Source organism: Archangium sp. Cb G35, assembly GCF_001896145.1.
In the GTDB taxonomy this organism is placed as follows: domain Bacteria; phylum Myxococcota; class Myxococcia; order Myxococcales; family Myxococcaceae; genus Archangium; species Archangium violaceum.
In genome coordinates, this window is record NZ_MPOI01000013.1 from 439,015 (window position 1) to 455,124 (window position 16,110).

At 71.6% G+C, this 16,110-nt stretch carries 4 protein-coding genes; all 4 read right to left on the bottom strand.

The window, feature by feature from the left end; all coding sequences use genetic code 11:
• Window positions 1-11: 11 nt before the first annotated feature.
• From BO221_RS36615 to BO221_RS36630, 4 genes are read right to left on the bottom strand one after another with little or no spacing between them, the layout of a single operon-like run.
• Window positions 12-7,265 (bottom strand): non-ribosomal peptide synthetase, encoded by a 7,254-nt coding sequence (locus tag BO221_RS36615; RefSeq protein ID WP_073565473.1) that lies wholly within the window; start codon window positions 7,263-7,265, stop codon window positions 12-14.
• Between the two features lie 54 nt (window positions 7,266-7,319).
• Entirely contained in the window at window positions 7,320-11,630 is a 4,311-nt protein-coding gene (locus BO221_RS36620; RefSeq protein ID WP_073565474.1) for a type I polyketide synthase, read from the bottom strand.
• Window positions 11,623-12,939, bottom strand: a complete 1,317-nt coding sequence (locus BO221_RS36625) for a glycosyltransferase (RefSeq protein WP_073565475.1) — start codon at window positions 12,937-12,939, stop codon at window positions 11,623-11,625. Before BO221_RS36625 ends, BO221_RS36620 begins: the two co-directional genes overlap by 8 nt.
• Before the next feature lie 5 nt (window positions 12,940-12,944).
• A complete protein-coding gene (locus tag BO221_RS36630) occupies window positions 12,945-16,073 on the bottom strand; it encodes a type I polyketide synthase (RefSeq protein ID WP_233166412.1) in 3,129 nt (1,042 codons plus the stop codon).
• Between the last annotated feature and the right edge of the window lie 37 nt (window positions 16,074-16,110).

A 16,110-nucleotide genomic window follows, 5' to 3' on the forward strand; every position in this document is an offset into this window, starting at 1 on the left:
TCGTCAGGGACTCAGCCCCGCTCCTCCCGCGTGGCGCCCGGGAGCGCGTCGGCTCGTGCGAGCAGCCCGGCCAGTCTCTCCGCGAGCACTTGGACGTGTGGCGCGCGCAGCAGGGCGTAGTGGTCTCCGGGTACTTCCAGCACCTGCGCGCCGGACCGGGCGAGTGTTCCCCAACCCCGATCCTGGCTGTCCCCATCTGGGGACTCGCTCGCGCGCAGCACGGTGAGCCCGCTTCCGATGGGGCGCGGCACGTACTGGTGGAGCGCGCGGAGGTTGTGGGTGAAGACGTCCCGCAGTGCCCGGAGCTGCTCGAGCCCCACCTCCGGCACCAGCAGCCCAGCCTTCCGGCCCTCCTCGAGCAGGTGCCGCAACAGGGCCTCGGAGTCGCCCTGGGCCAGCAGCTCCGCGGGGAGCTCCATGCGCCCGAGCTGCCCCAGGTCCATGGCGAACAGCGAGGCCACCTGGGCTCCGGTGTCCTCGGGGACTGGTGTCGCGGAGGCCATGGCGGGGCTGGGATCGATGAGCGCGAGCACCTCCACGCGCTCACCGCGCTGCTCGAGCTGCCGCGCCATCTCGAAGGCCACCACGCCACCCAGGGACCAGCCACCCAGCAGATAGGGGCCCTCGGGCTGCACGGTGCGCACGGCCTCCACGTAGAGCGCGGCCATCTCCTCGATGCGCTCCAACGGGGGCGGGCTCGAGGACACCAGCCCCTGGGACTGGAGCCCGTAGAAGGGCCGATCCGGCCCGAGCTGGCGCGCCAGTTCCGCGTAGCACAGGACGTTGCCGCCCACCGGGTGCACGCAGAAGAAGGGACGCCGCGAGCCCCTGGGCTGGATGGGAACCAGCGGCGACCACGGGCCCGCCTCACCCCGCCGCAGCCGCGTGGCGAGCTGCTCCACCGTGGGCGCTTGGAAGAGCGAGGCCAGGGGCAGGGCGTGGCCCGTCCGCTCCTGGACGAGCGCCTGAAGCCGTACCGCCAGCAGCGAGTGGCCACCGAGTGCGAAGAAGTCGCCGCGCGCTCCCACGGGATGCACGCCCAGCAGCTCCTCGAAGATCCGGGCCAGCTCCAGCTCCAGCGTATCCCTCGGCGCGATGAAGTCGTGGGTCTCCGTGGACGCCTCGGGCGGGGGCAGGGCCTTGCGGTCCACCTTGCCGTTGGAAGTGAGGGGCAGGGCCGCCAGCACCACGAAGGCCGAGGGCACCATGTACTCGGGCAGCCGCTGGCGCAGGAAGTCGCGCAGGGGAGCGGGGCTGAGTGGCTGGGAATCACGGCCCGTCACGTAGGCGACCAGACGCTTGTCACCGGGGGAGTCCTCGCGCGCCAGCAGGACGCAGTCGCGCACGGAGGGGTGCAGACGCAGGGAGGACTCGACTTCACCCAGCTCGATGCGGAAGCCACGCACCTTCACCTGGAAGTCGACGCGGCCGAAGTACTCCAGCACGCCGTCGGGACGCAGACGCACCCTGTCGCCGGTGCGGTACATGCGGCTGCCCTGGGGGCCGAAGGGGTTGGGCAGGAAGCGCTCGGCGGTGAGCTCCGGACGGTGCAGGTAGCCGCGGGACAGGCCCTCGCCGGCCAGGTACAGCTCGCCCAGCACGCCCACGGGCACCGGGTGCAGGTGGGCGTCGAGGACGTAGGCCTGGGAGTTGGAGATGGGACGGCCGATGGGGGGCACCTCACCGGGACGCACCAGGGTGAAGGTGGAGTAGGTGGTGTCCTCGGAGGGGCCGTAGAGGTTGTAGAGACGGCGGATGGTGGGCACCTGGTAGACGCGAGAGGCGAGCGTCTGGGGCAGGGCCTCACCGGCGAGGTTGACGGTGCACACGGAGGGAGGCACCGCGCCCATGCGCAGCAGTTGCTCCATGGCGGAGGGGACGGTGTTGAGAAGCGTCACCGCGGAGGCGGTGGACAGCTCGGCCAGGTGCAGGGCGTTGCGAGCGAGCACCACGCCACCGCCGCAAGCCAGGGGAGCGAAGAGCTCGAAGACGGAGAGGTCGAAGTTGAGCGAGGTGGAGGCGAGCACACCGCGCAACTCCTGGGGCTGGAAGACGGAGAGGGCCCAGTGCAGGAAGGCGACGGCGTTGCGGTGGGAGATGCTCACGCCCTTGGGCCTGCCGGTGCTGCCGGAGGTGTAGATGAGGTAGGCGAGGTTGCCGGGCAGGGGCGAGTCGGCCAGGGGCTGCGTGGACTCACGGGAGAGCGCGTCCGCATCGGAGTCCAGGCACACGGTGGGGATGGAGTGCGGAGGGAGCGCGGACAGCAGGTGGGAGTGGGCGAGGAGGGCGGGGCCCTGGGCGTCCTCGAGGAGCCAGGCGAGGCGCTCCTTGGGGTAGGTGGGGTCCAGCGGGACGTAGGCACCACCGGCCTTGAGGATGGCGAGGAGGGCCACGAGCATGTCGGGGTTGCGCTCGACGCACAGGCCGACGCGGGACTCGGGGCCGACGCCCATGGCACGCAGACGCCGGGCGAGCTGGTTGGAGCGAGCTTCCAACTCCCGGTAGGTGAGGCGGCCGTGCTCGGAGATGACGGCGGTGGCCTCGGGGGTACGCCGCACCTGGGCCTCGAAGAGGTGGTGCAGGCACTCATCCTGGGGGAAGTCCGCGCCGGTGGCATTCCAGTCCACGAGGAGCTGGTGACGCTCGGACGAGGAGAGGATGGCAGCGGACGCCAGGGGCGCGTCGGGGTTGGTGAGCACCGACTCCAGCAGCACCTGGAAGTGGCCGGCCATGCGCTGGAGCGTGGAGGAGTCGAAGAGGTCGGTGTTGTACTCGAAGACGCCGGAGAAGCCCTCGGGGGACTCGGTGAGGGAGAGGGAGAGGTCGAACTTGGAGGTGGCGCTGTCGGCGGGCAGCGGCTGGAAGCTCAGGCCAGGCAACTGCAGAGCGTCGAGAGGAGCGTTCTGAAGGGTGAAGAGGGCCTGGAAGAGAGGGCTGCGGCTGAGGTCACGAGCGGGAAGCAGCTCCTCGACGAGCTTCTCGAAGGGCAGGTGCTGGTGCTCATAGGCGGCCAGGGTGGAGGAGCGCACCTGGGCCAGCAGCGAGCGGAAGGAAGCACGAGGTTGCACGCGAGAGCGCAGGACGAGGGTGTTGACGAAGAAGCCGATGAGGCCCTCGAGCTCGGAGCGGTCGCGGCCGGCGATGGGGGTACCGACGCAGATGTCGTCCTGGCCGGAGTAGCGAGAGAGGAGCAGCTGGAAGGAAGCCAGCAGCACCATGAAGGGGGTGGTGGACTCGCGCTGGCAGAGGGCCAGGAGGGAGTCGGAAAGGGGGCGGGGCAGCTGAATGGGCAGCTGAGCACCGCGGTAGGACTGGACGGAGGGGCGAGGCCTGTCGGTGGGCAGCTCCAGGGCGGGAGGCGCACCGGCAAGCTGCTGACGCCAGTAGGAGAGCTGGGACTGGAGAGCCTCGTCACGCAGCCACTGGCGCTGCCAGGAGGCGTAGTCGGCGTACTGCACGGGCAGCTGGGGCAGCTGAGGCGTGCGGCCGGAGGAGAAGGCCTCGTAGAAGGAAGCCACCTCACGCACCAGCACACCCATGGACCAGCCGTCGGAGACGATGTGGTGCATCGTCACCAGCAGCAGGTGCTCCTGCTCAGCGAGCTTCAGCAGCGTGGTGCGCAGCAGCGGACCGTGCTCTAGCGAGAAGCCGCGCTGGGCCTCCTGCTCGGAGCGCCGACGCGCCTCTGCCTGACGCTCGGGTTCGGCGAGCGAGCGGAGATCCACCACGGGCAGGGTCCACGAAGAGGGCGCGTGGATGCGCTGGAGCGGCTGTTCTTCACCCGTGTGGAAGGTGGTGCGCAGCGACTCGTGACGGGCGACGAGCGTCTCGACGGCGCGCCGCAGGGCCTCCACGTCCAGCTGTCCGGAGACGAGGAAGGCGGAGGGAATGTTGTAGGTGGCGCTGGCCGGCTCGAGCTGATCGAGGAACCACAGACGTTGCTGGGAGAAGGAGAGGGGCAGCGCTCCGTCACGGGACACGGACACCAGGGGCGGTGCCTGGGTGCGGCCCGTCGCCGGGAGCCGGCGGGAGAGGCCGGCCACGGTGGGGGCCTCGAAGATGGCGCGCAGGGGCAGCTCCACGCCGAGGGCGGAGCGCACGCGGGAGACGACCTGGGTGGCCAGCAGCGAGTGGCCTCCGAGGGCGAAGAAGTCATCCTCCGTTCCCACCTTCTCCACGCGCAGCACCTCGGCCCAGATGGTGGCGAGGAGCTGCTGGGTGGGCGTGGACGGGGCCACGTACCGGCGCTCCGCGCGCTCGAACGAGGGGGCCGGGAGCGCCTTCCTGTCCACCTTGCCGTTGGGGCTCAGCGGGAGCGCCTCCAACACCATGATGACGGGAGGCACCATGTACTCGGGCAGCTTCCCCTGGGCGTGCTCGCGCAGCGCGCGGACGTCCACCTTCTGGCCCAAGCGTCCCATGACATAGGCCACCAGCCGCTTGTTGCCGGGCACGTCCTCGCGCGCCACCACCACGGCCTGCTGCACGCTCGCGTCCTGCTCCAGGACGGCTTCGATCTCTCCCAGCTCGATGCGGAAGCCACGCACCTTCACCTGGAAGTCGGCGCGGCCGATGTACTCGAGCTCGCCATTGGACAGCCAGCGGCCCAGGTCTCCGGTGCGGTAGAGCCGTGCTCCGGGCGTCTGGCTGAAGGGGTCCGGGATGAACCGCTCGGCCGTCAGCTCCGGGCGCCGGAGGTAGCCGCGCCCCACCTGCACTCCGCCGATGTACAGCTCTCCCGCCACGCCCATCGGGACCGGCTGGAGGTTCGCGTCCAGCACGCGCATCTGCGTGTTGGCCACCGGGCGCCCGATGGGCACCGAGCGCCTGCCATGTCCGCGCTCGCAGGCGTGGTACGTCACGTCCACGGCCGCCTCGGTGGGGCCGTAGAGGTTGTGCAGCCCCGCCCAGGACAGCCGCTGCAGGCAGCGCTCCTCGAGGTCCACGGGCAGGGCCTCGCCGCTGCACATCACCCGACGCAGGCTGGCGCACCGCTCCAGGCGGGGCTCCTCCAGGAAGGCCTGCAACATCGAGGGCACGAAGTGCAGCGTGGTGATGCCCTCCCGGGAGATGAGGTCCACCAGGTACGCGGGCTCCTGGTGTCCGCCCGGCCGCGCCAGCACCAGGCGCGCGCCCACCATCAGTGGCCAGAAGAACTCCCACACCGACACGTCGAAGCTGAAGGGCGTCTTCTGCAGGACGGTGTCCCCGGCGCCCAGCTGGTACTCCTGCTGCATCCACAGCAGGCGGTTGCACACGGGGTGGTGCTCGTTCATGGCGCCCTTGGGGCGGCCGGTGCTGCCGGAGGTGAAGATGACGTAGGCGAGGTTGCTGGCGGTGGCCAGCGCGGGAGGCCGCTCCACGGGCTGCTCGGCCACCCGGGCCCAATCGCTGTCCAGACACACCACCCGGGCCTCATGCGCGGGCAGCTTCGGCAGCAGGTGCTCCTGGGCCAGCAGCACGGCGGGCCGCGCGTCCTCGAGCATCCACGTCAGCCGCTCCAGCGGGTAGCCGGGATCCAAAGGCACGTAGGCGCCGCCGGCCTTCAGCGTGCCCAACAGGCCCACCACCATCTCCAGCGAGCGCTCCGCGCACAGGCCCACGCGCACCTCGGGCCCCACGCCCAACGAGCGCAGGTGCCAGGCGAGCTGGTTGGCGCGCGCGTCCAGCTCCCGGTACGTGAGACTCCGCCCCTCGAAGGTGAGCGCCACCGCGTCCGGAGTCCGCTCCACCTGCTCCTCGATGAGCGTGTGGATGCAGGCCCGCGGCGGGTACTCCTCGCGCGCGCCGTTCCACCCCTCCAGCACCTGCTGGCGCTCCTGCGAGCCCATGAGCGGCAGCTCCGAGAGCCGGTCCTCCATGCTCACCGCCACCCGCTCCAGCACGTGGAGGAAGTGCTCGCGCAGCCGGTGGATGGTGGCCGTCTCGAACAGGTCCGTGTCGTACTCGAACCAGCCGGTGATCTCGTCCTCCGTCTCCTCGCGCAGCTCCAGCAGGAGGTCGAACTTGGACGAGCCCGGCTCCACCAGCAGGTACTGCGAGCTCAGCCCGTGCACCGCCAGGTCCTGCCGGGGCGTGTTCTGGAAGGAGAACATCACCTGGAAGAGCGGGTTGCGGCTCAGGTGGCGCTCTGGCTGGAGCGCCTCCACCAGCTTCTCGAAGGGCACGTCCTGGTGGGCGTAGGCCTCCATGCACGTCTTGCGCACCCGCTGGAGCAGCGTGCGGAAGGTGGGGTTGCCCGACAGCTCCGTCCTCATCACCAGCGTGTTGACGAAGAAGCCGATGAGCAGCTCCAGCTCCGGCAGCTTGCGGTTGGCGATGGGCGAGCCCACCGACAGGTCCGTCTGCCCCGTGTAGCGGTGCAGCACGGACTGGAAGGCCGAGAGCAGCAGCATGTACAGCGTGGCCTCTTCCTGCTGGCTCATCGCCTTGAGGGCGCGGGTGAGACTCGCCGGCAGCTTCACGAACGCGCGCGCGCCCCGGTAGCTCTTCAGCGGCGGCCGGGGCCGGTCCGTGGGCAGCTCCAGCGGGGGCGGCAGCGGCGTGAGCTGCTTCTTCCAGTAGGCCAGCTCTCGCTGCTGGGCCTCACCCTGGAACTGCTCCCGCTGCCAGACGGCGTAATCGGCGTACTGGATGGGCAGCTCCGGCAGCGGCGAGGGCCGCCCGAGCGCGTACGCCTCGTAGAGCGCCATCAGCTCGCGCACCAGCACGCCGAGCGACCAGCGGTCCGTCACCATGTGGTGCATCGTCACCAGCACCACGTGCTTCTGCCCGGCCAGCCGCAGCACCTTGCCCCGCAGCAGCGGCCCGCGCGAGAGGTCGAAGAGCTTCTGTGACTCCTCGCTCGTGCGGCGTTCCACCTCGGCGTCCTGCTCCGCGCCGGACAGGGCCGTCAGGTCGTCGATGGGGATCGTCACCGGCTCGGCGGGCCGCACGCGCTGCACCGGGGCCCCCTCCACCACGGCGAAGACGGTGCGCAGGGCCTCGTGCCTGTGCACCACTTCGTTGATCGCCCGCTCCAGCACCCCCACGTCCAACGGCCCGGAGAACAGCACCGTGATGTGCACGTTGTAGGCGAAGGAGCTGCTCTCCTCGAGCTGATCCAACAACCACAGCCGCTGCTGCGAGAACGAGGCAGGGGCCGGACCCGTGTCCTGGCGGCGGGCGATGCTCTGCCGCGGACGGCGCTTCTCCTTCAGCATGAGCTCGAAGAGAGCACGCTGCTTGGGAGTGAGCTTGCTGAGGTCCTTGAGGATGTCGCTCATAAAATGGAACGCGGAGGAGAGGCGAGGAGGTGACGAAGGGGAGGGGGGCGGGGCTCAGTCTTCCGAGGCCGAGGCGGCGCGCCGGGCCAGTTCCTGCTCGAGCTCTTCGTCGGAGAGGCCGGACACCTGCTCGAGCAGCTCGCGCATGCGCTCGTCTTCCTGCTGGGCCTGGAGCTTGGCCACCAGCTCGGAGAGGCCGGCCACGGTGGAGACCTCGAACATCTTGGACAGCGGCAGGTCCACGCCCAGCGAGGTCCTCAGCCGTCCGGCCACGCGCGTGGCGAGCAGCGAGTGGCCACCCAGCTCGAAGAAGTCGTCGTGGACGCCCACCTGGTCCACGCCGAGCACCTCCTGCCAGATGCCGGCCACCAGGCGCTCCGTCTCGTTGGTGGGGGCCTTGTAGACGCCCTTGGCGCGGCGGGCGCGGGAGCCAGACGCCGCCTGCCGGGAGGCCGCGCCGCGGTTGATCCACAGCCCGAGCCGGTGCGTCAGGTCACCGGTGGGGACGGACACGTGGCCATCCAGGCCGTGGGTGGCGAGGCGGCGGAAGGCCTCGGCGCTCTCCTGCACCGTCATGGCGTACTGGTCCATGCTGGTGCGGGCGTTGTAGTGCTTCGTCTCCTCGGGCCAGGGGTCCCACGAGGCGCTGAGCCAGCGGGTGGAGCCGCGAGTGCGCAGGTGCGAGGCGAACGCGTCCATGAAGGCGTTGGCGGCGGCGTAGGTGAGGTAGCCGAGGCCGCCGAGCACCGAGGCGTTGGAGGAGAAGAGCAGGACGAAGTCCAGCTGCAGGCCGCGCAGGGCCTCCTCCAGGGCGTAGGTGCCGTACACCTTGGGGCCGAACTGCGTCTCGGACTCGGTGGGGCCCACGTCGGTGAAGGGGTTGTAGAGCGACGGGCCGCTGGTGATACCCGCGGCGTGCAGCACGCCGTGCAGCGCGCCGAAGTGCTGCTCGGCCTGCTTCACGGCCGCGCGGAGCTGGCCCGCGTCGGACACGTCCGCGGTGACGACCAGCACCTCGGCGCCCTTGGCCTCCAGCGCCTGGACGCGGCGGATGCGCTGGGACAGCCGGTCCTTCTCGCCATGGCTGGACAGGTACGCGTCCCAGGTGGCGCGCTCGGGCAGGGCGGTGCGGCCCACCAGCACCAGCCGGGCCTTCTGCGTCTCCGCCAGGTGCTCGCCGAGCAGCAGACCCACGCCGCCCAGGCCGCCCGTGAGGAGGTACACCCCGCGCTCGCGCAGCGGGAAGGCCGGCTCTCCCGACTCCAGCCGCACCGGCTCGTACGCCTGGGCGTAGCGGCGGGTGTCACGCCACGCCACCACCAGGTGCGTGGGGGGCGTGCACAGCTCGGCCAGCAGCTTCCCGGCCAGCACGGCCTCGTTGCCGCGAGCGGGAAGCTCCACGTCCAGGCAGCGGCTCGTCACGTTCTGCTGCTCCTGCGGAATCACCTTGCAGGGGCCCAGCAGCGTGGCCTTCTCCGGCAGCGCGTGCCGCTCACCGTCCAGGTCGTGCAGGCGGTTGGAGATGACCTCCAGCCGCACCACCTGCTCCGGCAGCACCTTGGCCATGGCCTGGCCGAGGAAGAGGAGGCTGTAGTAGCCGAGCGACTGCAGCTCCCGGAAGAACGCCGGTCCGGAGGAGGCGGCGCTGTCCGCGGTGAGGCTCCACAGGTGGACGAACACCGCGGGGCGCACCTCGCGCGCTGCCAGGTCCTCCAGCAGGGCCACGTACTGCGCGGCATCGCGGGGGTCGATCGTATAGGCGTTCTCGGACTCGCGGCGCAGCGCGGTGCCGGGGCTCACGCGGATGACCTGCTGCCCCTCCTTCTCCAGGGCCGAGGCCAGTGCGGCGCCCACGCCCAGGGAGTCGGTGAAGAGGAGCCAGTGGCGCTGGCCGGCGAGCGACTCACGCCGGAGCGCGGGCAGCGCGGTGCGGCGCCAGGTGGGGACGTGGAACCAGTTGGCCACGTCCTGCTGCTTGCCGCTCGGGCCCGAGGCGGCCTGGGCGTTGCTCTTCTCGCCCGGGCCAATCCAGTAGCGCTGGCGCTCGAAGGGGTAGGTGGGCAGGGACACGCGCCGGCGCCGGGCGCCCGAGTACAGGACGCTCCATGCCACCTCCACGCCGCTCAGCCATAGGTGGCCGAGCGTCTCGTACAGGAAGGCGGCTCCCGCGAGCGTCCGCGCGGCCCGCGGCTCCTGGGCGGCGAGCGTCTGTCCCGAGCCCACCTCCAGCAGGACGCGGGCGGGCTCCTTGCGCAGCTCGCTCAGGGCCTCGGCGAGACGGGAGGTGCCGCGCGGCGTGCTCCAGTAGCCGGGGCGCGACACGTCCGCCGCCTCCACCCAGGTGCCGGTGGCGCTGGTGACGTAGCGCACGGTGGGCGCCTGGGTCTTCACCGCCGGGGCCGCCGCGGACTTCGCCCGGGCCACCACCAGCGCGGCCGCGTCCTCCAACGACAGCACTCCGGCCACGCACGCCGCCGCGTACTCACCGGCGCCGTGGGCCAGCAGCACCTCGGGCTTCAGGCCCCAGGCCATCCACAGCTTCGCCAGCGCGTACTCGAAGGCGAAGAGGGCCGGCAGCGCCAGCTCGGAAGTCTGCGCGGACGTGAGCAGCGCGCCGGGGGCCACGCCCAGTCCGGTGGCGAGCCGCTCGGCGCACGTGTCGTACGCGGAGCGGAAGGCCGGCTCGGCGCGGTGCAGCTCCGCGGCGGCTTCCGCGAGCCGGGCGTCCGAGTCGGGGAAGAGGAAGGCCACGGGACGGTTGCTCGTCTCCTGCACGCCGGTGAGCAGCCGTCCGGCGTCACCCGAGCGCAGCGCGCGCACCGCGTCCTCCCGGTTCTGGCTCAGCAACACGCGCCGGTGCTTGAAGCCCTGGCGGCCCACTTGCAGCGTGTGGGCCACGTCCGCGAGCTCCTGCTCCGGGTGCTTCTCCAGGTGGTCCGCCAGCCGGGTGGTGGCGGCCTCCAGCGCGGCGGGCGACTTGGCGGAGAGCACGAGGAGCTGCCACGGCCGGCCGGGGGCGGTGGCCTTCGCGGCCGGTGCCTCCTCCAGCACCAGGTGGGCGTTGGTGCCGCCCACGCCGAAGGAGCTCACGCCCGCGCGCCGGGGCGTCTCGCCCCGGGCCCACGGCCGCAGCGCCGTGTTGACGAAGAAGGGGCTGCTCTCGAAGTCGATCTGCGGGTTGGGCTTCTCGAAGTGCAGGCTGGGCGCCAGCTCGCGGTGCTGCATGGACAGCACCACCTTGATGAGGCTGGCCGCGCCCGCCGCCGCGTCCAGGTGGCCCACGTTCGTCTTCACCGAGCCGATGGCGCAGAAGCCGTTGTCGCCGGTGTCCGCGCGGAAGGCCTTGGTGAGGGCGCGGATTTCAATCGGGTCTCCGAGCGCCGTGCCGGTGCCGTGCGCCTCCACGTAGGAGATGGAGCGCGCGTCCACCTCGGCGGCGGCGAGCGCGTCCTTGATGACCTTGCTCTGCCCGTTGACGCCCGGCGCGGTGAAGCTGGCCTTGGCCGAGCCGTCGTTGTTGATGGCCGAGCCCTTGATGACGGCGCGGATGGTGTCCCCGTCGCGCAGCGCGTCCTCCAGGCGCTTGAGGACCACCAGACCGATGCCGCTGCCGAAGACGGTGCCCTGGGCCTTCGCGTCGAAGGCGCGGCAGTGGCCGTCCGGCGAGGTGATGCCGCCGAACTGGTAGAGGTAGCCGGCCTTCTGCGGGACGTTGATGGCCACGCCGCCCGCGACGGCCAGGTTGCACTCATTGGCCAGCAGGCCCTGGATGGCCAGGTGCACCGACACCAGCGCCGTGGAGCACGCCGTGTGCAGCGAGTAGGCCGGGCCGCGCAGGTTCAGCCGGTACGAGGCGCGTGTGGTGAGGAAGCCCAGGTCGTTGCCCAGGCCGAGCTCGAAGGGATTCAGCCCCCCGGTGGCCGCGGGGTTGGAGAAGAGGTTGAAGACGTAGGTGTTCGTCCTCGAGCCGGCGTACACGCCGATGCCACCCTTGTGGCGCTCGGGGTCATAGCCCGCGTCCTCCAGCGCCTCCCAGGTGCACTCCAGGAAGACGCGGTGCTGCGGGTCCATCACCTCCGCTTCCTTGGGGGTGAAGCCGAAGAAGGCGGCGTCGAACTCGTCCGCGCCCTCGATGAAGGCGGCGGCCTTGACGTAGTTCGGGTCCGTCTTCACGGAGGAGTCGATGGCGGATGCCTCCAGCTCCTCGTCCTTCAGCGGGGTGATGGACTCCACGCCCTCGCGGAGGTTGCGCCAGAAGGACTCCGCGTCCCCGGCTCCCGGGAAGCGGCAGGCCAGGCCCACGATGGCGATCTCCAGGCCCGTCGTGCCAGCGGTGTCCACGTTCTGCTCCGTTCGCTCAGTCATCCTGTCGTCTCGCTCGTTGTCTCTGGAGAAGGTTCTTGCGCCGCAGGGCCTGCCCGGAGGCGTCCTCGGCGGAATCGTCGTCGGTGGAGAGGTCCGCGCGCGCCGGGGAGGACAGTCCCACCCGTTCCACGAGGGCCTCGATGAGTTGGCGGGCCTTCAGCACGCCCTGCTCGGCGCGGATGCGCTCTCCGAGCGTGGTGGCCGTCTCGCGCGCTCGCGGCGAGGCGAGCAGGGCGCGGAGGGCCTCTCCCAGGCTCTGGGCGGAGAGCTGGGGCAGCGGCAGCGGTGGCGCGGCGCACCCGAGCTGGTGGGCGATGTCCGCCCAGACGAATTGATCATACGCGTGGGGCACCAGCACCTGGGGCACGCCGGCTCGGAAGGCGGAGGCGGTGGTGCCCGCGCCGCCGTGGTGCACCACGGCCGCCGCGCGCGGGAAGAGCCACGAGTGGGGAACCACGCCCGCGGTGAGCACCGTGGGAGGCAGGGTGCGCCGGGCCAGGCTCGCCCAGCCCTGCTGGATGATGGCGCGGCGTCCGGCGCGCTCGGCGGCGCCCAGGAAGATGTCCGTCATCGCCTCGGGGTCTTCGTACGGCATGCTGCCGAAGGTCATGACGACGGGGGGCTCGCCCGCGGCCAGGAAGTCGGCGAGCGCGGGCTCCGGCGTGAACGCCTCGTCCTCCAGGAAGAAGTAGCCGGTGAAGTGGAAGTGCGAGGGAAGGCCAGCGGGCACCTGGCGCACGTGACGGCTGTTGGCGTACAGCACGAGCTGGGGCGAGTTGCCGTCCACCAGCGGGTTGGGGAAGGGCGGCAGTCCCAGCCGGGCGCGCAGCGGGTTGATGGTGGCGCGCACCGCCTCCTGGAAGGCCGGGCTGCCTCCGCTGCCGCCTTCCGTGCCGCCGCTGTGCTCGACGTGGATGGAGACGAAGGGCACCTGCGTCAGGTCGTGCACCATGCGCGCCGCCGGCTGCATGCGGCCGCTGATGAGCACGTCCGCGCCCCGGCTCACCTCGCGCAGCTCCTCGAACATCCGCGGCAGCGCCTCGGCCAGGGGCCCGAAGAGGCCGAGCAGCCGCGAGGCGGAGCCGGTGACGGAGGGGCTGGAAATCATCGAATGGTTGATGGAGTCCTGCACCGTGCGCAGGTCCGGCCCGATGGGCGCGAAGTCCAGCCCCTGGCGGCGCACGTGGTCCGCGAAGGCGGGGGACAGGGCGAGCACGGGGTGGTGGCCATGGCGCCGCAACTCCAGGGCCAGGGCCACGAAGGGCTGGATGTCTCCGGTGCTGCCGAAGTTCGTCAGGATGGCCTTCATGGTGCTCAGCCCTCGTCCTCGTCATCGCTACGGCGGCGCGAGCGCTGACGCTCCAGGTTCTGCTTGCGGCGCTGCTGGCGCTCGTCGGACTCGGAGTCCTCGGCCGGGGTGGCCGGCTCCGGGTTGAGCAGCTTCGCCAGGGCCCGCACCGTGACACCCTCGTAGAGCCCGGAGACGGCCACGTCGGCGCCCAGGTCCTTCTTCAGCCGCTCGCTGATCTGAATGGCCAGGAGCGAGTCACCGCCCAGGTCGAAGAAGTTGTCCTCCACGCCGATGGAGGACACGCCCAGCACCTCCTGCCAGACGGTGGCGAGCTTGCGCTCCAGCTCATTGCCCGCGGCGACGAATGGGGTGCGCAGCTCCGGGCGGGGGTGAAGCGTCCGCTGGGGCGCGGGGTCCGCGGGCGCCGGGGCTTCCGGATGGGCCGGGGCCTGGGGAGCGGCGTCCAGCAGCGGAGCGGGCGAGGTGGTGGGCTCCACCCAGTAGCGCTGGCGCTCGAGGGGGTAGGTGGGCAGGGCGACGCGGCGGCGGCGCTCGCCCGTGTGGAAGCCCTCCCAGTCCAGTGTCACCCCGGCCTGCCACAGCCGTCCCAGCGCCTCGTAGGCGAGCGGCGCGGCGGGAGGCGTGTCCTGGGGCGAGGGCATGGAGGGCACCACCACGCGCGAGGCGTCGTGGGCGGGGTGGCGGCGCGCCAGGCGGGTCAGCACCTGGGCCGGGCCCACCTCCAGCAGCACCCGCTTCGGCTCGGCCAGCAGCGCGCGCAGTCCGGCCTCGAAGCGCACCGCGCGGCGCAGGTGCTGCGCCCAGTACTCGGGGCTGCGCGCCTGCTCCGGCGTCACCCACGTGCCGGTGAGGTTGGAGATGAAGGGCCGCTCCGGCGCGCGGGGCCTGGCGGACGCCACCTGCGCCATGAACTCCGGGAGGATGGGCTCCATCATCGAGGAGTGGAAGGCATGGGAGGTGACGAGCGGCTGGCAGCGCACGCCCGCCAGCGACAGCTGCCGCTGCACCTTCTCCACCGCCGCGTGCGTGCCGGACAGGACGCACTGCATGGGCGCGTTGACGGCCGCCAGCGACAGCTCGGCATGGAGGTAGGGCTGCACCTCCTCCTCGGCCATCGGCACCGCGAGCATGGCGCCCGAGGGCAGCCCCTGCATCAGCCGCCCGCGCGCCGCCACCAGCCGCAGCGCGTCCTCCAGCGTGAAGACGCCCGCCAGGCACGCCGCCACGTACTCGCCGATGCTGTGGCCGATCATCGCCTCGGGCTCCACGCCCCAGCTCATCCACAGCTTCGCCATCGCGTACTCGATGGTGAAGAGTGCGGGCTGGGTGAGGGCCGTCTGCGCCAGCTTCTTCCCGCACTCCTCGGTGTCCTCGGGCCGCGCGGGGTACAACAGCGTGCGCAGGTCCAGCCCCAGGTGCGGGGTGAGCAGCGTGGCGCACCGGTCCACCTCGGCGCGGAAGAGCGGCTCGGCGCGGTAGAGCGCGAGCCCCATGTTCACGTGCTGGGTGCCCTGGCCGGGGAAGAGGAAGACGGCGGAGCGCTCGCCCCGGGCGTGCGCCGTGGCGGGAGACTGCTCCGGGTGGCGCAGGCCGGACACCGCCTCGGCCACGTCGCGGGCGAGCAGGAAGCGGCGGTGCTCGAAGCGCTCGCGGCCGGCCTGGAGGGTCCAGGCCACGTCCTGGAGGTCGCACGTGGGGTTGTGCTCCAGCCACGTGGCGAGCCGCTCCGTGGCGGCGTCCAGGGCGGTGCGCGTCCGGGCGGACAGGGGCAGCAGCTTCCACTCGCGGCCGCCCGAGCCGGGCTGGGGCCGCGGTGCCTCCTCGAGGACGGCGTGGGCGTTGGTGCCGCCCACGCCGAAGGAGCTGACGCCCGCGCGCCGGGGCGTGCTTCCGGACGGCCACGGCTGGAGGGTGGCGTTGACGTAGAAGGGGCTGCCGTCGAGCTCGAGCGCGGGGTTGGGCTGCTCGAAGTGCAGGGTGGGCGGAAGCTGCTGGTTCCGCAGCGAGAGCACCACCTTGATGAGGCCGGTGACGCCCGCGGCCGCGTCCAGGTGGCCGATGTTGCTCTTCACCGAGCCCAGCGCGCAGTGCCGCGTGCGCCGGGAGGTGGCGCGGAAGGCGCGGGTGAGGGCCTGCACCTCGATGGGATCTCCCAGCGGCGTGGCCGTGCCGTGGGCCTCGACGTAGGAGATGTCCTCGGCGCGCAGGCCGGAGGCGCCCAGGGCCTCGGTGATGACCTGGGCCTGTCCCTCCAGGCCCGGCGCGGTGTAGCCCGCCTTGAGCGAGCCATCGTTGTTGATGGCCGAGCCCTTGATGATGGCGTGGATGGTGTCTCCATCCTCCACCGCGGCGCGCAGGCGCTTGAGCACCACCATGCCCACGCCGCTGCCGAAGAGGGTCCCCCGGGCCTTCGCCTCGAAGGGACGGCAGTGCCCGTCCGGCGAGGCCATGCCTCCCTCCACATGGCGGTAGCCGTAGCGCTGGGTGAGGTTGATGGAGACGCCGCCGGCCAGGGCGATGTCACACTCCTCGTTGAGCAGGCTCTGGCAGGCCACGTGGACGGCCACCAGCGAGGTGCTGCACGCGCTCTGCACGGCGTGCGACGGCCCCTTGAGGTTCAGCTTGTAGGCCACCCGCGTGGTGAGGAAGTCGCCGCCATTGCCGATGTTGAGCTGCACCGGCTCCAGCGAGCGCAGCACCTGGGGATTGCGCGCCAGATTGAGCAGCAGGTACGTGTTGAGGGTGGCGCCGCCGTAGACGCCGATGGACCCCGGGTACTCCCGGGCCGCGTACCCCGCATGCTCCAGGGCCTCCCAGGCGCACTCCAGGAAGGCGCGGTGCTGCGGGTCGGTGATCTCCGCCTCGCGCGGGGGCATGTCGAAGAAGGGCGCGTCGAAGCCCTCCGGCTCGTCGAGGAACGCGGAGGCGCGGACGTAGGAGGGCTCCTTCAGCAGGGACTCCTCCACGCCGCCGGCCCGGCACTCCTCCTCGGTGAGGAAGCGGATGGACTCCACCCCGTCGCGGAGGTTGGCCCAGAACTGCTCCACGTTACCCGCGCCCGGGAAGCGGCCCGCCATGCCGATGATGGCGATGTCCGCGTCGTCGAAATTCCCTGAGGAGAACTTTTCCACCTGCGTCTGCTCCGCGGCTGCTTGAAGTGTGTGAAGG

Bases quoted from the DNA above. Each gene is read 5' to 3' on its own strand.
- BO221_RS36620 (WP_073565474.1), bottom strand. From the start codon at position 11,630: ATGACTGAGCGAACGGAGCAGAACGTGGACACCGCTGGCACGACGGGC.
- BO221_RS36615 (WP_073565473.1), bottom strand. From the start codon at position 7,265: ATGAGCGACATCCTCAAGGACCTCAGCAAGCTCACTCCCAAGCAGCGT.
- BO221_RS36625 (WP_073565475.1), bottom strand. From the start codon at position 12,939: ATGAAGGCCATCCTGACGAACTTCGGCAGCACCGGAGACATCCAGCCC.